Source organism: Rhizobium sp. AG207R (assembly GCF_027109195.1).
Lineage (GTDB): Bacteria > Pseudomonadota > Alphaproteobacteria > Rhizobiales > Rhizobiaceae > Rhizobium > Rhizobium dioscoreae.
The window spans coordinates 693,502-714,793 of the sequence record NZ_JAEPVT010000002.1 but is presented as its reverse complement, the minus strand read 5'-3'; the positions used below and the strand labels follow the sequence as shown (position 1 = coordinate 714,793).

At 59.9% G+C, this 21,292-nt stretch carries 23 protein-coding genes; 13 read left to right on the top strand and 10 right to left on the bottom strand.

Annotation, left to right across the window (positions count from 1 at the left end):
• Positions 1–2: 2 nt before the first annotated feature.
• From JJQ51_RS07440 to JJQ51_RS07420, 5 genes are all read left to right on the top strand, one after another.
• Positions 3–1,067: an ABC transporter permease gene (locus JJQ51_RS07440; RefSeq protein WP_113351281.1), complete on the top strand. Its 1,065-nt coding sequence runs from the start codon at positions 3–5 to the stop codon at positions 1,065–1,067.
• The gene (locus JJQ51_RS07435; protein WP_173002500.1) at positions 1,043–1,852 is read left to right on the top strand and encodes an ATP-binding cassette domain-containing protein; all 810 of its coding nucleotides are present in this window, start codon (positions 1,043–1,045) and stop codon (positions 1,850–1,852) included. The genes JJQ51_RS07440 and JJQ51_RS07435 overlap by 25 nt, the downstream gene beginning before the upstream one ends.
• Positions 1,849–2,481, top strand: coding sequence for a nucleoside triphosphate hydrolase (locus tag JJQ51_RS07430; RefSeq protein ID WP_113390027.1), 633 nt, complete (start codon positions 1,849–1,851; stop codon positions 2,479–2,481). Before JJQ51_RS07435 ends, JJQ51_RS07430 begins: the two co-directional genes overlap by 4 nt.
• A gap of 142 nt (positions 2,482–2,623) precedes the next feature.
• Positions 2,624–3,664: a dihydroorotase gene (gene pyrC, locus JJQ51_RS07425; RefSeq protein WP_113390028.1), complete on the top strand. Its 1,041-nt coding sequence runs from the start codon at positions 2,624–2,626 to the stop codon at positions 3,662–3,664.
• Between the two features lie 197 nt (positions 3,665–3,861).
• Positions 3,862–5,013, top strand: a complete 1,152-nt coding sequence (locus JJQ51_RS07420) for a GGDEF domain-containing protein (protein WP_113332086.1) — start codon at positions 3,862–3,864, stop codon at positions 5,011–5,013.
• A gap of 38 nt (positions 5,014–5,051) precedes the next feature.
• Here the strand turns inward: JJQ51_RS07420 and JJQ51_RS07415 are convergent, their stop codons facing one another.
• Both JJQ51_RS07415 and JJQ51_RS07410 read right to left on the bottom strand, forming a co-directional pair.
• The gene (locus JJQ51_RS07415) at positions 5,052–5,531 is read right to left on the bottom strand and encodes an anthrone oxygenase family protein (protein WP_113331996.1); all 480 of its coding nucleotides are present in this window, start codon (positions 5,529–5,531) and stop codon (positions 5,052–5,054) included.
• Positions 5,528–6,358 (bottom strand): NmrA family NAD(P)-binding protein, encoded by an 831-nt coding sequence (locus JJQ51_RS07410; protein WP_113390029.1) that lies wholly within the window; start codon positions 6,356–6,358, stop codon positions 5,528–5,530. Before JJQ51_RS07410 ends, JJQ51_RS07415 begins: the two co-directional genes overlap by 4 nt.
• A gap of 99 nt (positions 6,359–6,457) precedes the next feature.
• Here JJQ51_RS07410 and JJQ51_RS07405 point away from each other — a divergent pair, with 99 nt between their 5' ends.
• The 3 genes from JJQ51_RS07405 to JJQ51_RS07395 all read left to right on the top strand — a co-directional run bounded on the left by JJQ51_RS07405 (position 6,458) and on the right by JJQ51_RS07395 (position 8,936).
• Positions 6,458–7,108 (top strand): TetR/AcrR family transcriptional regulator, encoded by a 651-nt coding sequence (locus tag JJQ51_RS07405; RefSeq protein ID WP_113390030.1) that lies wholly within the window; start codon positions 6,458–6,460, stop codon positions 7,106–7,108.
• Positions 7,109–7,233: 125 nt separating this feature from the next.
• Positions 7,234–7,932, top strand: a complete 699-nt coding sequence (locus tag JJQ51_RS07400; protein ID WP_113331999.1) for an orotate phosphoribosyltransferase — start codon at positions 7,234–7,236, stop codon at positions 7,930–7,932.
• 77 nt (positions 7,933–8,009) lie between these two features.
• On the top strand, positions 8,010–8,936 hold the full coding sequence (locus JJQ51_RS07395; RefSeq protein ID WP_113332000.1) for a carbohydrate kinase family protein: 927 nt from the start codon (positions 8,010–8,012) through the stop codon (positions 8,934–8,936).
• 397 nt (positions 8,937–9,333) lie between these two features.
• On the opposite strand, the gene pgi is transcribed toward JJQ51_RS07395, so the two are convergent.
• Entirely contained in the window at positions 9,334–10,959 is a 1,626-nt protein-coding gene (gene pgi / locus JJQ51_RS07390; protein WP_113332001.1) for a glucose-6-phosphate isomerase, read from the bottom strand.
• Positions 10,960–11,133: 174 nt separating this feature from the next.
• Complete coding sequence (locus JJQ51_RS07385) at positions 11,134–12,831, bottom strand: long-chain fatty acid--CoA ligase (RefSeq protein ID WP_113351277.1); 1,698 nt, start codon at positions 12,829–12,831, stop codon at positions 11,134–11,136.
• Positions 12,832–13,179: 348 nt separating this feature from the next.
• Between JJQ51_RS07385 and JJQ51_RS07380 the strand changes: the two genes are divergently transcribed.
• The gene (locus tag JJQ51_RS07380; RefSeq protein WP_095433862.1) at positions 13,180–13,572 is read left to right on the top strand and encodes a PRC-barrel domain-containing protein; all 393 of its coding nucleotides are present in this window, start codon (positions 13,180–13,182) and stop codon (positions 13,570–13,572) included.
• A gap of 57 nt (positions 13,573–13,629) precedes the next feature.
• Here JJQ51_RS07380 and JJQ51_RS07375 read toward each other — a convergent pair whose 3' ends face one another.
• Positions 13,630–14,025 (bottom strand): VOC family protein, encoded by a 396-nt coding sequence (locus JJQ51_RS07375; protein WP_113332087.1) that lies wholly within the window; start codon positions 14,023–14,025, stop codon positions 13,630–13,632.
• Between the two features lie 178 nt (positions 14,026–14,203).
• Between JJQ51_RS07375 and JJQ51_RS07370 the strand changes: the two genes are divergently transcribed.
• Positions 14,204–14,599, top strand: coding sequence for a YciI family protein (locus JJQ51_RS07370; RefSeq protein ID WP_113390033.1), 396 nt, complete (start codon positions 14,204–14,206; stop codon positions 14,597–14,599).
• A 12-nt stretch (positions 14,600–14,611) separates the two neighbouring features.
• On the opposite strand, the gene JJQ51_RS07365 is transcribed toward JJQ51_RS07370, so the two are convergent.
• The 5 genes from JJQ51_RS07365 to JJQ51_RS07345 form a co-directional block, all read right to left on the bottom strand.
• Complete coding sequence (locus tag JJQ51_RS07365; protein WP_113351274.1) at positions 14,612–15,361, bottom strand: ABC transporter permease; 750 nt, start codon at positions 15,359–15,361, stop codon at positions 14,612–14,614.
• Complete coding sequence (locus JJQ51_RS07360) at positions 15,358–16,305, bottom strand: ABC transporter ATP-binding protein (protein WP_113351273.1); 948 nt, start codon at positions 16,303–16,305, stop codon at positions 15,358–15,360. The genes JJQ51_RS07365 and JJQ51_RS07360 overlap by 4 nt, the downstream gene beginning before the upstream one ends.
• On the bottom strand, positions 16,302–17,468 hold the full coding sequence (locus JJQ51_RS07355; RefSeq protein WP_113390034.1) for an ABC transporter permease: 1,167 nt from the start codon (positions 17,466–17,468) through the stop codon (positions 16,302–16,304). The genes JJQ51_RS07360 and JJQ51_RS07355 overlap by 4 nt, the downstream gene beginning before the upstream one ends.
• Positions 17,469–17,701: 233 nt before the next feature.
• Positions 17,702–18,610, bottom strand: coding sequence for a glycine betaine ABC transporter substrate-binding protein OsmF (gene osmF / locus JJQ51_RS07350; RefSeq protein WP_069611224.1), 909 nt, complete (start codon positions 18,608–18,610; stop codon positions 17,702–17,704).
• Positions 18,611–18,898: 288 nt separating this feature from the next.
• Entirely contained in the window at positions 18,899–19,189 is a 291-nt protein-coding gene (locus JJQ51_RS07345; protein WP_269244462.1) for a hypothetical protein, read from the bottom strand.
• On the opposite strand from JJQ51_RS07345, the gene JJQ51_RS07340 reads away from it, so the two are divergent.
• From JJQ51_RS07340 to JJQ51_RS07330, 3 genes are all read left to right on the top strand, one after another.
• Positions 19,086–20,282 (top strand): LysR family transcriptional regulator, encoded by a 1,197-nt coding sequence (locus tag JJQ51_RS07340; protein WP_269244461.1) that lies wholly within the window; start codon positions 19,086–19,088, stop codon positions 20,280–20,282. The two genes, JJQ51_RS07345 and JJQ51_RS07340, sit on opposite strands and share 104 nt — an antisense overlap.
• Positions 20,283–20,377: 95 nt before the next feature.
• Positions 20,378–20,590, top strand: coding sequence for a hypothetical protein (locus tag JJQ51_RS07335; RefSeq protein ID WP_269244453.1), 213 nt, complete (start codon positions 20,378–20,380; stop codon positions 20,588–20,590).
• A 275-nt stretch (positions 20,591–20,865) separates the two neighbouring features.
• Positions 20,866–21,264, top strand: coding sequence for a hypothetical protein (locus JJQ51_RS07330; RefSeq protein WP_186450305.1), 399 nt, complete (start codon positions 20,866–20,868; stop codon positions 21,262–21,264).
• The last annotated feature ends 28 nt before the right edge of the window (positions 21,265–21,292 follow it).

Below are 21,292 nucleotides of genomic sequence, written 5' to 3'. Positions count from 1 at the left end.
TTATGTCCGGAGCACAGGAATTCGAACGTGTTCTCGACGGCAGCGACAAGAACGTCGCTTCGTTCGAGCACAACGATGTCTCTCTTTTGAAGCGCGTGCAGCACTTTCTGCATTCGACGCCGGCGGCGGTGCCGCTGATCGTCCTGGTGCTGGCGATCGTGATCTTTGGTATCGCGATTGGCGGGAGGTTCTTTTCCGCCTATACGCTGACGCTCATCCTGCAGCAGATCGCCATTGTCGGCATTCTCGGCGCGGCCCAGACGCTGGTCATCCTGACCGCCGGCATCGATCTCTCGATCGGCGTCATCATGGTCATCTCCTCGGTCGTCATGGGCAATGTCGCCGTGACATACGGCTTGCCGACACCTGTAGCAATCGTCGCCGGCCTGGCCGTGGGCGGCATCTGCGGGCTGCTCAACGGCTTCCTTGTCGCCAATATGAAGCTGCCGCCGTTTATCGTGACGCTCGGCACGTGGAATATCGTCATGGCGACGAACTTCATCTATTCGGCCAATGAAACCATCCGCGACACCGATGTCGATGAAAAGGCGCCGCTGCTGCATCTTTTCGCCGCGAGCTTCCGCGTCGGCGGTGCCGTGCTCACCCTCGGCGTCATCGCCATGGTGCTCCTCGTCATTGGCCTCTGGTATGTCCTCAATCACACCGCCTGGGGCAGGCATGTCTATGCCGTCGGCGACGATCCGGAAGCGGCGAAACTCGCCGGTATCCAGACCAAGAAAGTGCTTCTTGCCGTCTATGGCGTCTCGGGATTGATCGCAGCGCTTGCCGCCTGGGTCTCCATCGGCCGCAATGGCTCGGTCTCTCCGTCTTCCGCGGTGACCGATTTCAATCTTCAGGCAATTACTGCAACCGTGATTGGCGGCATCTCGCTCTTCGGCGGACGCGGCTCGATCCTCGGCACGCTCTTCGGCGCCATGATCGTCGGTGTCGTTTCCATGGGCCTCAACATGCTCGGCGCCGATCCGCAGTGGAAGGTGCTCCTGACGGGCGTGCTCATCATCGGCGCCGTCGCGATCGATCAATGGATCAGAAAGGTATCGGCATGACCACGACCGTCGAACCCATCCTCACTGCCCGCGGTCTCGTGAAGCGCTATGGCCGCGTGACCGCCCTCGACAATGCCGATTTCGACCTCTATCCTGGCGAGATCCTTGCCGTGATCGGCGATAACGGCGCCGGCAAGTCCTCGCTGATCAAGGCGATCTCCGGCGCGGTCACTCCCGATGAGGGCGAGATCAAGCTGGAAGGCAAGCCCGTTCACTTCCGCTCGCCCATGGAGGCGCGGGAGGCCGGCATCGAAACGGTCTACCAGAACCTGGCTCTGTCGCCGGCGCTCTCGATCGCCGACAACATGTTCCTAGGCCGCGAAGTGCGCAGGCCGGGCATTCTCGGCTCCGTGTTCCGGATGCTCGACCGCCCGGCTATGGAAAAGCGCGCCCGCGACAAGCTCTCTGAGCTCGGTCTGATGACGATCCAGAACATTAACCAGGCGGTGGAAACGCTATCCGGCGGCCAGCGCCAGGGTGTCGCCGTGGCGCGTGCCGCCGCCTTCGGCTCCAAGGTCGTCATCATGGACGAACCGACGGCCGCCCTTGGCGTCAAGGAAAGCCGCAAGGTTCTCGAACTCATCCTCGACGTACGCGCCCGCGGCTTGCCGATCGTCCTGATCTCGCACAATATGCCGCATGTCTTCGAGGTTGCGGATCGTATTCACATCCATCGCCTGGGACGACGCCTGACCGTCATCAATCCCAAGGATTATTCCATGTCCGATGCTGTTGCTTTCATGACCGGCGCCAAAGCTCCGCCGGTCGAGAATGTTGCTGCATGAGCGTCTCTCTTGACGATGTTGCCGGCGAGATCATCGCGCGCGCCGGCAACAGGAAACGATTCCTGGTCGCGATTGCCGGCCCTCCCGGTGCCGGCAAGTCCACCCTGGCCGACAATGTTGCCAAGGTCTTGAAGGCGAGAGACGAGAGCGCCGAAGTCCTGCCGATGGACGGCTTTCATATGGACAATGCCGTCCTGATCGAGAAGGGACTTTTGAAACGGAAGGGTGTGCCTGACAGTTTCGACGTGCGCGCCTTCCTCGATATCGTCAAGGCCGTGCGTGCCGCCGATCAGGAGGTCCTCGTGCCGGTCTTCGACCGTTCGCGGGAGATTGCGATCGCCTCTGCCCGCATCGTCTCGGCCGATCATCGCTTCATCGTCATCGAGGGGAATTATCTGCTGTTCAGCCAGGGAAAATGGGCTGAGCTGGAAGGCATGTTCGATTATTCGATCATGCTCGCCCCACCGATGGAAGTGCTGGAAGAGCGGCTATGGGCACGCTGGCGGGGCTACAAGCTCGATGAGGAGGCCGCTCATGCCAAGGTCTATGGCAACGACCTGCCGAATGGCCGGCTGATTCTGGAGAACCGCCGCCCGGCCGACGTCACCATCGACATCGTGCAGGATTGACCATCTATCATTTAAGCGCCGTCGCGGATTGTTTTGCGGGGGCGTATGGTGCTATCGAAGCGCGATATCAAAGAGCACGATCCCGAAGAAGCCGAGACGGTTTCCTGACGAGATTGCGCTCACATTTCCAGAGGTCGCGCCCATGCAAAAGCTCACCATCCGCCGTCCTGACGACTGGCATCTGCATTTGCGTGACGGAGCCATGCTGGAGGGTGTGATTGCTGATACCTCCAAACATTTCGCCCGCGCCATCATCATGCCCAATCTCGTGCCGCCGGTCGTGACCACGGCGGATGCGACTGCCTATCGCGAGCGCATCCTAAAGGCATTGCCGACGGGTGATCGGTTCGAACCGCTCATGACGCTTTATCTTACCGAGCATACCAGCCCCGACGACGTCGAAGAGGGCAAGAAGAGCGGCCTTATCACCGCCGTCAAACTCTATCCGGCCGGCGCGACGACCAATTCGCATGGCGGCGTGCGCGATCTGAACAAGGCAATGCCGGTGCTGGAGCGCATGGCAAAGATCGGTCTGCCGCTCTGCGTTCATGGCGAGGTCACGACGCCGGAGGTGGATATTTTCGATCGCGAGGCAGTGTTCATCGAAACCGTGCTCGATCCCTTGCGCCAGCGCTTGCCGGAACTGAAGGTCACGATGGAGCATGTGACCACGTCAGATGGCATCAACTACATCAAATCGGCAAAGGCCAACCTCGCCGGCTCGATCACGACGCATCACCTGATCATCAACCGCAACGCCATCCTCGTCGGCGGCATCCGTCCACATTATTATTGCCTGCCGGTCGCCAAGCGCGAAAGCCATCGCCTGGCGCTGCGTGCGGCCGCAACCAGCGGCGATACCCGGTTCTTCCTCGGCACGGATTCGGCTCCGCATGTCGATCCGCTGAAGGAATGCGCCTGTGGCTGCGCCGGCATTTATACATCGATCAACACCATGAGCTGTCTTGCCCATGTCTTCGAGCAGGAAGGCGCGCTGGACAGGCTCGAAGCCTTTGCTTCGCTGAACGGCCCAACCTGGTACGGCCTGCCGGTCAACGAGGACAGTATTACCCTCGTGCGCCGGCCCGAGGCTGTAACCTTCCCGGCAAAGATCGAAACTGGCGCCGGTCCGGTCACCGTCTTCGACCCGATGTTCCCTTTGCACTGGGACGTCGAGATTTAATTTCAGATTAATCTACATAAGTAAATATAAACATATAAGACGTATTGCGACACTTCATTGGTGTATGCCGGGATTTGAAACGTATATTTTGTTGAAATACATTTTCTTTATTATTTGCCGTAACTAATTTGATACCCCTGACGGCCTAGCGTGGCAGCAATCCCCTGCGGTAGAAACCAAACCGTTGAAAGAGCATGATGCTGGTCGATTACAACTCGCTTCTTCTGGCCCTCGGCGTTTCCGCCTCATGCCTGGCGGTCACGTTGGTCGGAAGCTGGTTTTCGCGTCGGCCCGATACCTTCCTCCTGACGTGTTCTGCCGGTCTTGTGCCTATCGTCGGTGGCATCTTCACCTATGGCGCCTATGTTGACCATCCCAGGCCGATTTTCGCCATTTTGACGTTCGTCTTATTCTTCCTCGGCTTCGCGACGATATGGGTGGCGGGTTATCAGTTTCGCAAGGGTCGCCTTTCCAAGATCCGCTTTGCCCTTGGTTGCTTGTCTGGCATGACAGTATCGATCGGACCGATGCTTGTCGGTTACGACGGTCTGGCTTTCATCGCTGATAATCTTGTCATCTGCGTGCTGCTGCTTCTGACGGCGCGCGAATATTGGCTCAGCCGGCGCGAGGCGCCGACGCCGCTTTACGGCATTACGGCGCTTTACACGCTGACGGCGATTTCCTTTGCCTTATGCGCGGCCGTGCTGATTGCCGATGGTAAGCTCGTGCTCGGTCATGCGCCGGATAACTGGGCGGAGGATGTCAGCCTCGCCGTCTGCATCGCCGGAATGACCGGGATCGGGGCTCTATCCCTCGCTTTGCACCAGTGGCGCCAAGCAGCATTTCATCGTCAGGAGGCGATCACCGATGCCCTGACCGGGCTGCTCAATCGCCGCGCGCTGTTCGATCTCTACGGCCGCCGGTCCTTCGGTCCCTCGATGGCTGTCATCATTTTCGATATAGACCGCTTCAAGACGATCAACGATCAACATGGCCATGCTGCCGGCGATCTTGTGCTTAAGCTTTTCGCGGAGGAGCTCTCCTTCGGCCTGCGGTCGTCCGACACTGTGGCCCGCCTCGGCGGCGAGGAGTTCGCGCTCGTGCTTGACAATATGCTGCCGGGCCGGGCCGAGCAGGTCGCCGAGCGGGTGCGCGATGCCTTTGCAGCACGGGCGATCAGCATCGAAGACAAATCTCTCGCCTGCACCGTCAGTGCCGGTATCGCGACCGGCACTGCCAAAGGGCTCGGCTTCGACGATGTGTTACGTGCCGCCGACAAGGCGCTTTACGAAGCAAAACGAAACGGCCGCAACCGTGTGGAGGTCGCGGCCTATCTGCGGGCTGTCTAGCCGGTCGCTTTGGCTGGTGCCCGATCGTTTCCAGGTTTTCAGAACATGGCCTTCACGAAGGCGCATGCGGCGAGCAGCGAGGCGACCGTGCGCACATGGTTCCATCGCATCCAGTCGCTGAGATAGGTCGACCAAAATTGTACCGCCTCGGCTGAATGGCCATCGATCTTGTCGAGCGCGTCGTTCAGCGGCACGTTGAACACCATGGTCGAAAGAAAGCTCGCGACGATATAGAGCGCGGCGCCCGTGAGCATCATCACGCTCACGCTGCCCCGCCAATGGATGATGGCCATAACGGCGATGAAGAGCGACAGCGCGGCCGTCAGCAGGAACAACACGATGAAGGGCGAACGCACGATCGTAACGTTGATCGATTGCATGGCAGCAATCCCTTGATCGACCGGAAGGCGGGCGAGGGACTGCATAACGAACGTCGAGAAGGCGAAATAGACGCCGGCGAGAAGGCCGCTGCAGAGTGCTGCGATGACGAGGGCGATATTCGTGATCGGAAAAGTCATGACTGGACACTCCAGATGCCGGTTGCGGCGGTTTCACGGGCGTAATCGGAAAAATCTTTAGGCTGTCGGCCAAGGATCTGGCTTATGCCGTGCATGACAGGTGAATTGCGGCCATCAAGAACCTGCGTGAAAAGCTCATGCAGAAGGTCCGTCGTCGCTCGCGGCAGGCCGTAGGCGGTCATCTCGGCGATAAAGGCGTCGATCGGAACCGTTTCGTATTCTATGGGCCTGTTCGAAGCCGTCGCGATTTCGGAAACCGCCTGACGGAAGGTTAAAGCGCGGGGTCCCGTCAGTTCGTAGGTTTGGTTGCGATGACGCGGATCGATAAGACATTCGACGGCCGCATCCGCGATGTCGTCTGCGTCGATGAAAGGCTCAGGGACATCGCCGGCCGGTAGAGCGAGCTTGCCCTGCAAAAGGCCGTCCACGAAGGCGCCCTCACTGAAATTCTGGTTGAACCAGCTGGCGCGCAGCACCGTATAGCCGATGCCGCTGGCCTTGAGTTTTTCCTCGCTGCGAACGGCTCCGTCTTCACCACGCCCGGAAAGCAGCACGATGTGTTCCACACCAGCCTCGATAGCGGCTTTTGCCAGAGCGCCGATGGTTTCTGCCGCCCAATCGACCGAAAGGTCCGGCTGGAACGTGACGTAAGCGGCAGAAGCGCCTTCCAGTGCCTGCCGCCATGTGCTGCGGTCCTGCCAATCGAAGCGTGGTGTCGTTGAGCGGGAGGCTGCGCGAGCCGCGATGCCGCGCTCTTTCAGCCGCTCGGCGACCCGGCCGCCGGTTTTTCCCAATCCACCGATGATGGCAATTGTCGAGATCTGCATTTCAAGCTCCTCCAGCGCAAAACGTGATAAATTCTCTCATTTGCGAAATGTGATAAACTCTCTTATATTGCCTGTCAACAGGCACAGGCGGGGAATGGTATGGCGCGGGAACTGATCGCGAGACGCAGGCGCAGCAAGGATGAGGCGGGCACACCACGACGCATACCCAGCCAGCAGCGCGGCCGCGAGCGCGTCGACCTCATCCTTTCGGTGGCATCCGAGCTGATTGCGAAAAACGGCAGCGATGCGCTACGCATGGGCGAGATCGTCGAAAAGGCAGGCGTCTCCTTCGGTTCGCTCTACCAATATTTCCCCGACAAGACGGCGATCATCCGCGTGCTGGCTGAGCGCTTCAACGAGCAGGGCAGGCAATGCGTCGAGGATGAGTTGGCGACGATCAAGAGCCGCGATCAGCTCCAATCCGCTCTTGGCCGCGTTGTCGATGGCTACTACGCCATGTTTCTCAATGAGCCGGTCATGCGCGACATTTGGCATGCCACTCAGGCCGACAAGCTGCTGCAGCAGGTCGATGCTGAAGACATGGAATGGCATTCGCAGGCGTTTCTGACCGTCCTAAAACGCCTATGGCCGGAGCGCGACGATTCCGAACTTGCAAGAACGGCCCGATTGACCATGCAGCTCGTCGCGGCCGCGGTGCGCTATGCGATTTCGATCGAAAGAGAAGAAGGCGATAAGGTCATCGAGCTGTTCAAGGCCATGCTTCTTGCCGATCTTGGTATACTGCGCTGATTGCTTCGGCTCGCCCTGCGGGCGCCAGCCGAGAGGATATTGGCAAAAGCTTTCATACGTCTGGAAACTCGGGCCGCTTGCTGCTATTGCCGCTGGAACATTAGCGCTCGCGAAGGAGGCCTCGTATGACCCAGATGATATTCACCGATCGCACTGTCATGGCCGAGCTGATGGCCAGGATGCTTTGGGAGATCAAGGCGGTCCACTTCAATGCCGACAAGCCCTACAAATTCGCGTCCGGCATGGCGAGTCCTGTCTATATCGATTGCCGCAAGCTGATTTCCTATCCGCGCATCCGCTCGACAGTCATGGACTTCGCCGCAAGCCTCATCGTTCGCAATGTCGGCTTCGAGCAGTTCGATTGCGTCGCCGGCGGCGAGACGGCGGGCATCCCCTTTGCCGCCTTCCTCGCCGAGCGCCTGAACCTGCCGATGATCTATGTGCGCAAGCAGCCGAAGGGCCATGGCCGCAATGCCCAGATCGAAGGCGACATGAAGGAGGGCGCCCGCGTGCTCGTCATCGAGGATCTGACGACGGCTGGCGGCAGCATGTTCACCTTCATCGACGCCATTCGTGCGGCTGGCGGCATCGTCGATCACGGCATGGCGCTGTTCTATTACGGCATCTTTCCCGAGGCGGTCGAACGCTTTGCCAACCGGAAAGTCAGCCTGCAATACATCACGACCTGGCGCGAAGTGCTCGCCGTCGCCAAGGAGCAGAAGCTGTTCGACGACAAGACGCTGGAAGAAGTCGAGGCCTTTCTCAATGCGCCGCTCGCCTGGTCAGGCTGGAATGGCGGCATTTCGGAGCTGCCGACAAACTGACACTTTGCTTTTGCATTGAATCTATCTAATCGATTTATGTAACTGGATAAGACAGACGCGCTCTTTGGGAGGCCGGAATGATATTGTGCTGTGGCGAAGCTTTGATCGATATGCTGCCGCGGGATACGACGCTGGGTGAGAAGGGCTTCGCCCCTTACGCCGGCGGCGCGATCTTCAACACTGCGATCGCGCTTGGTCGTCTCGGCATTCCCACGGGCTTCTTCACCGGCATTGCCGATGACATGATGGGCGAAATCCTGCGCGACACGTTGTCGGCCGCCAAGGTGGATTTCAGCTATTGCGCCATCACGCCGCGTCCAAGCACGATTGCTTTCGTCAAGCTCGTCAATGGTCAGGCGACCTATGCCTTCTACGATGAAGGCACGGCTGGCCGCATGATCACCGAGGCGGATCTCCCGACGCTCGGTACTGATTGCGAAGCTCTGCATTTCGGTGCGATCAGCCTCATCCCCGATCCCTGCGGCGCGACCTATGAGGCGCTGATGAAGCGCGAGCACCAGAGCCGCGTCATCTCGCTAGATCCGAACATTCGTCCGGGCTTCATCAAGGACAAGGCGGCTCATATGGGTCGCATCAGCCGGATGGCTGCCATGTCCGACATTCTCAAATTCTCCGATGAGGATCTGGAATGGTTCGGTATTGCTGGCAATCACGACGAACTCGCCGCCCATTGGCTGAACCAGGGCGCCAAGCTCGTCGTCATCACCAAGGGTGCCGAAGGCGCAACCGGCTATACGAAGTCGCTGAAGGTCTCGGTGCCGAGCGAGCGCGTCACTGTCGTCGATACGGTCGGGGCTGGTGATACCTTCGATGCCGGCATCCTGGCATCGCTGAAGATGAACAATCTGCTGACCAAGGCGCAGGTGGCATCGCTGAACGAGAAGGCGTTGCAGGATGCGCTTGCTCTGGGCGCCAAGGCTGCGGCGGTGACTGTGTCGCGCGCGGGTGCAAATCCGCCCTGGGCACATGAGATCGGGCTGTAATCGTTTATCGGCTTTCGGAAGCGGGGAGAGTACTGCACCCCCTCTGTCACTGTCGTGACATCTCCCCCACAAGGGGGGAGATCGGTAATTCGCGGCGCTTCATCACCTCAAGCTGATATCGAACCGACTGCGCTTGCTTTGTTTGCGGAGCGCGCGGCAAACTCCCAATGATCTCCCCCCTTGTGGGGGAGATGTCAGCGAAGCTGACAGAGGGGGGTACTTTCACGACATATTTGGATAGAGCGTTCAGCCAGCAAAACCCTCCCCTTGAGGGGAGGGTCGACACGTCATGCCGAGGTGGGGTGATCCTTTGGTCGTTCCGATGCGGAGAGCTCAATCACCCCCACCCGTCGCCTTGCGGCGACCTCCCCCGTCAAGGAGGAGGTGGATAATCAGCTTACTTCGCGCGGCTTGCGAGCGCTGCCACCAGCCCTTGCGTCGAGGAATCGTGGCCGGCGGCGCTTTCCTTGCCTTCGATGACCGGAAGCAGGCCTGTTGCCAGTTCCTTGCCGAGCTCGACGCCCCATTGGTCGAAGGAGTTGATGCGGAAGAGCACGCCCTCGACGAAGACGCGATGTTCGTAAAGCGCGATCAGGCGGCCGAGCGCAAAGGGCGTCAGCTTGTCATAGACGAAGGTGATCGACGGGCGGTTGCCGGTGAAGACGCGGTGCGGCGCGATGAAATCAGCCTTCTTGTCGTCCATGCCCTTGGAGGTGAGCTGAGCCTTGGCTTCCTCGAAGGTGCGGCCCTTCATCAGCGCTTCCGACTGTGCCAGGCAGTTGGCCATCAGCAGGTCGTGCTGGTGGCGCAGCTCCGGCTCGAAGCCGTTGGCGGCGATCATGAATTCGGCCGGGATGATGCTCGTACCCTGATGGATGAGCTGATAGAAGGCGTGCTGGCCGTTGGTGCCGGGCTCGCCCCAGACGACCGGGCCGGAATTGCCTTCGACCGGCGTGCCGTCGATGGTGACACCCTTGCCGTTCGATTCCATATCCAGCTGCTGCAGATAGGCCGGGAAGCGCGAGAGACGCTGGTCATAGGGCAGGATCGCACGCGTCGGATAGCCGAGCACGTTGCGGTGATAGAAGCCGATAAGGCCGAGCAGCATCGGCAGGTTTTCCTTGAATGGCGCCTGGCGGAAATGGTTGTCCATCGCATGCGCGCCATCGAGGAATTTGCCGAAGTTTTCCGGGCCGATCGCGATCATCAGCGGCAGGCCGATCGCCGACCAGATCGAATAGCGGCCGCCAACCCAATCCCAGAAGCCAAAGACGCGTTCACTGTCGATACCGAAGGCGGCGACCTTATCGAGCGCCGTCGAAACGGCGGCGAAGTGATGCTGCACGGCAGCTTCGCCGAGCGCGTCGGCGATGAACTTGCGCGCCGTCTGGGCGTTCGTCATCGTCTCGATGGTCGTGAAGGTCTTCGAAGCAACGATGAAGAGCGTCGTTTCCGGCTTAACGAGCTTCAGGATATCGGCGATATGGGCGCCATCGATATTCGAGATGAAGTGCGAACGCGGGCCGTCGTGGTAGGGGGCGAGCGCCAGCGTTGCCATGACCGGCCCGAGATCGGAGCCGCCGATGCCGATGTTGATGACATCGGTGATCGCCTTGCCCGTCGAGCCCCTGAGTGCGCCCGAGCGGATGCCGTCGGCGAACTTGCCCATCGCGGCCAGAACCGCGTTGACATCAGGCATGACATCCTTGCCATCGACGAGCACCGGCTTGTTCGAGCGGTTGCGCAGCGCAGTGTGCAGAACGGCGCGATTTTCGGTGAAGTTGATCGCGACGCCGGAAAACATTTCCTCGCGCTTGGCGGCAACGCCGCCCTCGGCTGCGAGCTTCTCGAGCAGGGCGAGGATATCGTCGTTAACAGCCGTCTTGGAGTAATCCATCAACAGATCGTCGAACGAGGCGCTGAAGCGGGAAAAGCGTTTCGGATCGGCGGCGAAGGCGGCGCGAATATCCGTGGCCTTCGTTGCCGATGCGGTGCTCTTCAGTTGGTCGACGAGGGCGTTCATGGGAGGCTCCTTGCGGTTCGCGCTGCTGGCCTTCAAAACCGGGCCAAGCGCTTTGAGATTGGTCGCGAAAACTATTCCCTATGTAGGGCGTAAATCAAGTTCACCTATCGCCCAAAACGAAAAAAGCCGCTCGTGAAAAAGCACGAGCGGCTTCCTGAATGACATCGAATTATGTCAGCCGCGCAACTCCTTGCGCAGGATCTTGCCGACATTCGATTTCGGCAGTTCGGTGCGGAATTCAATGAAGCGCGGACGCTTGTAGTTGGTAAGGTTTTCCGCGCAATGAGCCTTGACGTCGGCCTCCGTCAAAGCCGGATCCTTCTTGACGATGAAGAGCTTCACCGCTTCACCGGAATGCGGGTCGGGCACGCCGATTGCCGCGGCCTCAAGAACGCCCGGATGCATGACCGCGACTTCCTCGATCTCGTTCGGATAGACATTGAAGCCCGAGACCAGGATCATATCCTTCTTGCGATCGACGATCTTAGTATAACCGCGCTCGTCCATGAAGCCCATGTCGCCGCTGCGGAAGAAGCCGTCCGGCGTCATCACGCGCGCGGTCTCTGCCGGCTGCTTCCAGTAGCCTGCCATGACCTGCGGCCCGCGAATGCAGATTTCGCCGACTTCGCCAAGCGGCAGGGAATTGCCGTTCTCGTCGCGAATATCGAAATCCGTACCCGTGATCGGCAGGCCGATCGTGCCGGTAAATTCCGGGCTGTCGAAACGATTGGCGCTGGCAACCGGCGACGTCTCGGAAAGGCCGTAGCCCTCCGTGATCCAGGCGCCCGTCATCTTCTGCCACCGTTCGGCGACGGGCCGCTGCACCGCCATGCCGCCGGCAAGCGTTGCGGTATTGGACAGGTCGAGTTTGCTAAACTCCGGATTGTTCATCAGCGCGTTGAATAGCGTGTTCAGGCCGGGGAACATGTCGAACTTGTATTTGCCGAGCTCCTTGATGAAGGCCGGTATGTCGCGTGGATTGGCGATCAGCACATTATGGCCGCCGAGCGACATGCCCATCAGCGAATTCACCGTCAGCGCAAAGATATGATAGAGCGGCAAGGCGCAGACAAAGGTCAGCTGCTCCGGGCGCGGCTTGTTGATATAGGCGGATTGGAGCCAGAGCAGCAATTGCAGCTGGTTGGCGAGCAGATTGGCATGGGTAAGGATCGCGCCCTTGGCGACGCCGGTCGTGCCGCCGGTATATTGCAGAAATGCGATGTCGCTGCCGGTCAGTTCCGATAGCTTCAGGGGCAGACGCGAGCCCTCGGCGATCACGCTCTTGAAACTGCGATGGCCGGGAATGGACCAGGCTGGAACCAGCTTCTTCACTTTACGGACGATGAAGTTGACAATGTGACCCTTGGCGCCGAGCATGTCGCCGAGCGCGGTGACGACGACATGGCGCACATCCGTATGGGCCAGAACCTGCTCGACCGTATGGGCGAAGTTTTCCAGAACGAAGATCGCCTTGGCGCCGCAATCGCGCAGCTGATGTTCGAGTTCGCGTGGCGTGTAGAGCGGGTTGACGTTGACGACGACGAGCCCGGCACGAAGAATGCCATAAACTGCGATCGGATTTTGCAGCACGTTCGGCATCATGACGGCAACGCGATCACCCTTCTGCAGGCCGAGGCTCTGCAACCAGGCGGCAATCTTGCGCGTCTGCAGATCGAGATCGCGATAGGTGATGGATTTGCCCATGCTGGTGAAGGCGGGTCTGTCGGCATAGCGCGCGCAGCTTTCCTCCAGCAGTTCGGCGAGCGATGCATGTTCCAGCGGCGGCAGCTCCGCCGGTACGATATCCGGATAGGAGGCGAGCCATATTTTCTTGACCTGCGGTCTATCCGAAGGAGCGGAGACTGAATTCATGCGCATTTCCTCCTCTACGCACCATCACCACGCCCCGCCGTCATATGCGGCGGCTATGCAGAGTGTCATTGGACGATCAAAAAGTCTCCCGCTTTTCACATCGCCGCAGTCTTTGCTCTCAACTAAATCATTGGAGCGAAACCGACGCTACAATAACCTTGACGTAAACGTCAATAATCGTCTTGCGCTCACGTTTTTTTACAATCTTGAAAAAAGTACTGGAACTTTTATGACAACGGAGCGTTAATAGCGCCATGGGTTTAAACCCATCGGAGCATCGTGCTGCCCCAAAGAGCAGATCGGACGCTCCATAGTTTATGTGACGCGTATCCAAAAGGAGGTGCGCATATGCATAAAGAGAGTGCCGATTTTTCGGGTCGTGACCTTTACATCAAGGACATGTCGATGCTGGTCGCCTGCGATCGCGTCGAAGGGTCGAGAGTGTACGGCTCGGACGGCAAACAGATTGGTCATATCGAGCGGCTGATGCTGGAAAAAAGTGATGGACGCATCGCTTTCGTCATTCTGAGCTTCGGCGGTTTCTTCGGCATCGGCCAGGAGCACTACCGGCTGCCGTGGGAGAAGTTGCGCTACGATGCCCACATTGATGGCTATCGCGTCAGCATGACCAAGAATGACATCGAAAAGGCGTGCCGCTTCGCTGCCAAGGACGACCACGACCATAAGAATCATGGCCACAAGAGCCACGATTATTTTGGCGTGCCGCCCTATTGGATGTGAGCGCGCTGGCGGAACTGCCGGATGCCCCGCCGATGCGGGGCTTGCTCCCTGTTTGGGCTAGTTGAACCGCCCAAGCCTTTGCACCACCTCGATCTTGTAACCATCGGGGTCGGTGACGAAGAACAGCAATGCAAAAAGCTTCCCATCACGATTGAGTTCGATGATCTTGCCGGGGTTGAGCCCGAGTTTGGTCATACGCGCATGCTCGTCCTTCAGTTCCGAAACTGAAACCGCGAGATGGCCGTAGGCATCCCCTTGCGCATAAGGCTCGATGCGGCCCTGATTGATGGTCAATTCCAGCTCGAAGCCGGTCTCGGCATTGCTGAGATAGACCAGGGTAAAGGTCTCGAAGGCAATACGGTCGGCAACCTTCAGGCCGAAAGCCTTGTCGTAGAATTCGATCGAGCGCGCCTCGTTCAGCACGCGGATCATCGAGTGAATCATCTTGGCCATCGGTGCCTCCATAAATCGTCGGGACATATCATTGCAGCCAATGCCATCGGCAGCCAGTGAAGGCAAGCATGGGGAAACTCGCCATATCTCCAGCCGAGCATAGATCCGGGGGTTCCCGGATTGCGATCGGTCTGCTTAACTCCCGGCGCTCACGTATAGGGCTCAAGGGGGAGAATCCATGTACTACGCCATTCTGGCCTACCACGAGGAAAGTATCGTCGAATCCTGGAGCAAGGAGGAGGATACCGCGCTCATGAAGGAGCTTTTGGAGATCAATGACCGCATGGTCGCGCAGAGATCGCTGGGGCCGGCTGCGCGTCTCGGATCGACCCAAAACGCCGTCACTTTGCGGGGGCCAGGTGCGGGAATGGTGATCGATGGACCGTTTGCAGAAACCAAGGAGCAACTGCTGGGCTTCTACGTCGTCGATTTTCCGACGATTGAGGGCGCGGTGGAGGCCGCGCGCGAGTTGCGCCGCGCCAATCCGACAGCCATCTACGAAATCAGGCCGGTCCTGCTTTATCTGCCGGGCGCATCCTTGCCGTCAGGCGAGGGCAAGGATGGGGAGCTGTGATCGGCGTCGACCTCAATGAGGTTGAAGGCCGATCTTGCTGGTGACCGACCGCTCGATCATCTCCATGCCGTCATAGATCAGCACCGCCATGAGGCCGACGATCAGGCCGCCCTGCAAGATGAAGGCGGTGTTGTCATTGATGAGCCCGGCGATGATGACTTCACCCAGCCCCTTGGCGGCGACGGTGGAGCCGATCGTCGCCGTACCGATATTGATCACGGTCGCGATTTTCAGCCCTTCGATGATGAGCGGCAGGGCGAGCGGCAGCTCGACGCGGAAGAGCCGCTGCCAGCCGCTCATGCCCATGCCGTCGGCGGCATCGAGCACCGAGGCGGGTACCTGCTGCAAGCCTGCGACCGTGTTCTCGAAGATCGGCAGCAGCGCGTAGAGAAACAGCGCGATGAATGTCGGGACGGCGCCGAAGCCGGTGGTTGAGATCGCAAGCGCCAGCACGGCAACCGGCGGGAAGGTCTGGCCGGCATTGGCGATCGCTCGCGACAGCGGCAGGAAGTCGGCGCCGATCGGCCGCGTGACGAAGATACCGCCAAGCACGGCCAAGATCCCACTTGCGGCGATCGAGACAAGGATCAGCTCGAGATGGCTGAGCGCCAGGCTCGGTAGGCTGTTCTGCGTATAGATCGGAGACGCCCCGAATTTGGTCAGCGGTGCCAGAACAGGTATCAGCCATTCCGGACGGAAGAGCATCACCAGCAGCAGCGCCAGAGCCAGGAGGCGAAAGAGATTGGCGGCGAGAAATTTCATGCTTTGCGGCCCAGCTCGATCAGGTGCTGGATCGAGATCGAGCCGACGGGCACCTTGCGCTCGTCCTCGACCGTCGCCTCGTCCGCGCCCTGCCAGATCAGTTCGGCCAAAGCGTCGCGAAGATTGAGGGTTTGCGGCAGGCTGTAGCCTAGGCCCGGCCGCGGCGGCTGCATGCTTTCCTTCAGCGGCAGCAGGGACATCAGCTTCAAGGCACGGTCGGATGTGCCGGTCAGTTGCTGCACGAAGGGATCGGCCGGCTCGGTCAGGATTTTCTCAGGCTCGGAACATTGCAGCAGCTTGCCGCCGCTCATGACGGCGATCTGGTCGCCGAGATGAAAGGCCTCGTCCATATCGTGGGTGACAAGGACGATGGTCGTGCCGAACTGCTTCTGGATGGCGAGCAGGTCGTCCTGCGCCTTGCCGCGGATGACCGGGTCGAGTGCGCCGAAGGGCTCGTCCATCAGCAGCAATTCCGGTTCCGCTGCAAGCGCGCGTGCGACGCCGACGCGCTGCTGCTGGCCACCGGAAAGCTGGCTTGGATATTTGCCGGCAAAGGTGCCGGGGTCGAGATGGAAAAGATTGAGGAGCTCTTCGACACGGCCGTCGATGCGCGTCTTTTCCCAGCCGAGCAGCTCGGGGACGGTAGCGATATTCTGCGCAACGGTGCGATGCGGAAAGAGCCCGTGCCCCTGAATGGCATAGCCGATACGGCGGCGAAGCTCGGTCGCCGGCACATTCATGATGTCCTCGCCGGCAACGGAGATGTGGCCCCCCGATATCGGCACCAGCCGGTTGATCATGCGCATCAGCGTCGATTTGCCGGAGCCGGAGGTGCCGACGATGACGGTGATTGTGCCCTTCTCCATGCTCATGCTGACATTGTCGACGACCGTTGCGTTGCCATACCGCTTGGTGACACCCTTGAGCTCGATCATGCTGGTCATGCGCGTTGTCCCCGGATGCTGTCGATGACCGCATCGAGGATGACGGCCGATGAGAAGGCGAGAAAGACCGTCGGCACGGCGCCGAGCAGCACCAGGTCATTGGCCGTCTGGCCGATGCCCTGGAAGATGAAAAGACCGAAGCCGCCGCCGCCGATCAATGCCGCCACGGTGACGAGGCCGATTGCCTGTACCAGCACGATGCGGATGCCCGTGAGGATGACGGGGAAGGCGAGCGGCAGGTCGATGCCGGTCAGGATCTGCCGGCGCGTTAGGCCCATGCCGGCGGCGGAATCGCGCACGGAAGGGTCGACGCCGGCAAGGCCGACGACCGTATTGGCGACGATCGGCAGCAGAGAATAGATGACGAGCGCTACCAGCGCCGGCGCCACGCCAATACCTTTGACGCCGATCTCGGCGGCGAAAGGCACGTTGGCGGCGATATAGCCGAGCGGCAGCATGAGAATGCCGAAGAGGGCAAGGCTGGGGATGGTCTGCACCAGGCTCAGCGCTCGCAGCACCACGGCGCGGATGCCAGGTTGCCAATAGCAGAAGATGCCGAGTGGCAGCGCCAGCACGATGGCGATGGCGACCGAGCCCAGAGACAGGAAGACATGGTTAAGCGCCTCATGCCAGAATTTGTCGGCATTGTTGGCGTATTCCTTCATGATCGAGAGATTGTTGAGCAGGCCGGAGCGCAGGACGACGGCAAGCAGCGCTGCATAAACAGCCAGCGCCGCGACCCGCAACCAGGGTGTCAGCCGCAGCTTGACCAGCGCGTCCGAAATCATCAATCCCACGACGGCGAGCAGCACCCAGAAGCAGCCGCCGGGCGTAATACGTGCCACGGTGCTGCCCGCAGGCGTTGCGGCCGTCGAGACCAGTCCGAGGGTTACGATCAGCATGGCGATCGCGAGTGTTGCGATCCCGAGGCGAATGACCTGGTTGCGCAGGAAAAGCGCGGCGAGCGCGGCTGCGGCCAGAAGGACCAGCAGGCATAGGGCCGACGGCTGGGCAAGAAGCTGCGTCAGCAGTTGTGGCTTGCCGGCGGCGATGCGGTTTGCCTTGACGATGATGAACGGCATCCAGGCCGTTGCCAGCACGCCGCCGGCCACCAATACCACTCCGAGACGGTCCACTCTGCGGACCGCTAGCGCATCTTCCATCAGGCAAGCTCCGTCAGCGCATGAGCCCAGAATTCAAGGCGGGTTCGGACAAGATCATGCCCATTCGAATGTCCGCGGCTCCACCTTATCAAAATGGAGCCGCCGGAACGGATGATTTTAGGTCTGCTAGACCTAAAATCTGAATCCGCTCCGGAACCAGAGGAGTAGAGCATGATGTCGTCCGAAAACCGTTGACACTTTTCGGCATCATGCTCGAGAGCAGCGTCAATGCCTTATTTCAGGAAGCCATTATCCTTGAGGTAGGATTCGGCAACAGCCTTGGCCGGCTCGCCATCGACCTGGATGCGGCCGTTGAGCTTGCGCAGCACGTCGGCGGTCAGACCCTTGAAGATCGGAGCCAGAACCTCTTCGATCTTCGGATTGGCCTTCAGCACAGCCTCGCGGATGATCGGCGTCGGCGCATAGACCGGCTGCACACTCTTGTCGTCCTCGAGCACGGTCAGTTCGGCGGCTTCGATGGCGCCGTCGGTGCCATAGACCATCGCCGTGTTGACGCCGTTGGTTTGGTCGGCAGCAGCCTTGATCGTCGCCGCAGTATCGCCGCCCGAAAGCACGACTTCCTGATCCGGCTTCAGCTTGAAGCTGTAGGTGGTTTCGAAGGCCGGCAGGGCTGCCGGCGAATTGACGAATTCAGAAGAGGCTGCGATCTTCACAGAGCCGCCGCCAGCAACCCACTTGCCGAAGTCCGACATGGTTTTCAACTTGGCCGGGCCGGCGACGTCACTGCGCACGGCGATCGCCCAGGTGTTGTTGGCGGGCGAGGGCGTCAGCCAGACGATCTTGTTGGCGTCATAATCCAGCTTCTTGGCCAGATCGTAGCCCTGCTGCAGGTTCTTCCAGGCCGCATCGTCGGCCTTGTTGAAGAAGAAGCCGGCATTGCCGGTATATTCGGCATAGATGTCGATTTCGCCCGCGGTAATCGCCTTGCGCACGACCGGCGTCGTGCCGAGCGCGATGCGATCCTGCGCCTTGATGCCGTTGGCATTGAGCGCCGCGAGGATGATGTTGCCGAGCAGCGTGCCTTCGGTGTCGATCTTCGAGGAGACGACGACGTCGGCGGCGCTGGCGCCACTGGCAAGGAGAGCCGTCAGCGTGGCGGCAAGTGCAAGCTTCTTGAACATGATGTTTCCCTTTGTACCCCGTTAAATCGTTCTTCTGCTTGCCCGCGCCGCCTTGAAGGGCCGCAGTCCGGACAGGCAGGCTTGGAGCGGGCGGTCAGCCCACAGGCGAATTCGTGGCCGCTTCGGGCAGGTAGCGCTCATCGCGGAAAAGTCGATGTGCTTTGGATTCCCGTTGCAGTCGCGCGATTATGACGAGCGTACTCGACATTCGCGCGAAATTGGATTTCTTTTTTCGGGGGCAAGTGCGTTTGTTTTTGTTCCCCTTACCCGTTTGGCGCTGTTCCGATCTCATTTTTGCGGCTGGATCGGTAAGGCGGCAAGGAAACGATAGCCGTCGCTTTTCGGCTTAGGGATATCTTTTTTCGAGAACACATCATATCGTCGGGATATCGTTGATATTGCTGCGGTCGAGCCAGGATGCGCGCGGCGGCTGAGGAGATCTGATTTGTATCTCGGCGCATTGTTCATAGCCGATATGGTGTTCTCCATCGGCTCGGTGAGGGAGACCGCGCGGCGGCTGTCTTTTTCCGCTTCGACCGTCTCAAGCGCGTTGCGCCGGCTCGAGACCGAGCTGGCCATGAAGCTTGTCGAGCGCGCCTCCGGCGAGCTTGCAACCCTTCTGGCGAGTTCGAAGGTTCAAAAGGGCCTGCAACCTATTCTCGAGAGCATGCGTCAGCTTTCCGCCCTGGTGAAGGAGCCGCCGGCGCCCGGGGACTATGACCAATGGGCCGCGCGCCTGCCGCTGAAGATCGCCACAATAGAACGCTTTCTGGAGGTTGCCGATCAGGGCAGCATCAATCGTGCGGCCCGCCGCCTGCGTCTTGGCCAGCCGCAGCTCTCCTTGCAGATCGCCAATCTGGAGGAATTGTTCGGCTGCCGCCTGTTCGCGCGGCAGGCGCAAGGCTCCATGCTGACGGAGGCCGGACAGCAGGTTCACGCCATTCTCTCCGCCATTGCGCAGGCCTGGGACGAGATGAAAGCGGCGGCGGACGAGCGCTTTCAGCGCACTGCACGCGCGGTCCGCATCGGCTCGATCATTCCAACCGGTTCGGAAAGCTGGGTCGCCCGCTCGCTTGCAAGCCTGGTGTCGCGCTGGAACATCGGCGGCAACCGCAACATGCTGTCGCTAATGCTGATGACGGCCGATGATCTGCGCGAGGCGCTTCGATCAGGCCGTATCGATGTCGCCATCGTCGATTCCGTCTTCGGCCTCGATGCCTTCGAACATGTGGAACTGATCGCCACGGACATGGTGGCGATCGCCCCGCCCGACAGCACGGAGCAGACATTCGCCGCGCTCGTCGAAAATCATCCGCTCTGCGTGCCGAGCCCCCGGACCGGTATCGGCAATGCCGCGACGGCCTTCGGCTATGACAGTCGCGACCGCCGCCGGTTTCGCGGCCGCGACATTACCTCGGCCGACTCGCTGCCCGTCATCGTCGACCTCGTTGCCAATCACGGCTACGTCTCGTTTCTCGGCCGCGTCAGCGCCATTCCGATTGCCGACAAGGTCCGCATCGTCGATCCGGATGAGATATTGCCGCTGTCCTATCATCTCGCCCATAACGGCCGCAAAGCCTCTGTGGAAGCCTGCCGGTTGATCCAGCAGGCGGTTCGTGAACTGGTTGGAGAGATGGGAACGGCACGAAAGCGGCTGTCGTCTCGCGGGTAGCGGAACAAACGTGGCATATTCGCGTTTAGGTGGGTTAGGTTAGTCCGGGCGTACGCAGCCGGGGGGCTCGTTCGGCACCCAAGGAGAGACCATAGATGAAAATTCTTGCAACTGCGCTCGTCGCATTAGGCATTATTGTTCTACCCGCTACCTATGCCGAGGCGCGTGATCATCACCACCACCGCTGGCATCAACATCACCATCGCGACTATCGCCCTCATCATCATGGCTGGCATCGCCATGAGGGATGGGGGCATGGACATCGCCATCATCGCTGGCACAGCAAGCCGCATTTCTCGCATGCCTGATGGCTGTAGGCGGGTATGAAAACGGCGCCCTGGGGCGCCGTTTTTGCGACTGTGCCATCCGTTGCCTCCTCCTCATTTCCTCTTGACGATACCGGTTGAAACCCTCAGCCGGCAAGCGCGTGATCGTGCTTAGACGGACCTATGGCGATGTCGCGAAAACGCCTGCTCTCCAAGGGATAACGGAACTTTCGAAGGCGCTGTTGCGTTTACTATATCGTCCGGAGGACGCGAGTAATACGAGTAGCGTTTACGTCCGGCATTGAAGGAGGCTGGAAATGAAAATTCTGGCAACAGCGCTGGTTGCGCTAGGTATGGTCGTGTTGCCGGCAACCTATGCCGAGGCGCGTCCCCATCACCATGGGCACCACCATCGGGTGTTCGTCCATCGGCATTATCACCACCACTACTATTACCGCCATCACTACTATCGCCCCTATTACGGCTATTACGCGCCGTATTATGGCTATGACCGACCCTATTACGGTTATTACCAGCCCTACTATCCTTTAGGGGTATTCGGTGTTTTCGGCGGCTATGGCGGCTATCGCCACCACCACGGTTGGTATGGCGGGCGCGGATACCATCACGGCTGGTATGCCGGCGGCCATCGCGGATGGCACGGCGGGGGTGGCCACTGGCGCTATTACAGCCAGCCGCACTTCTCGCACAATTGACGGCCTGGCCGCTGGCAAAACGGCGCCT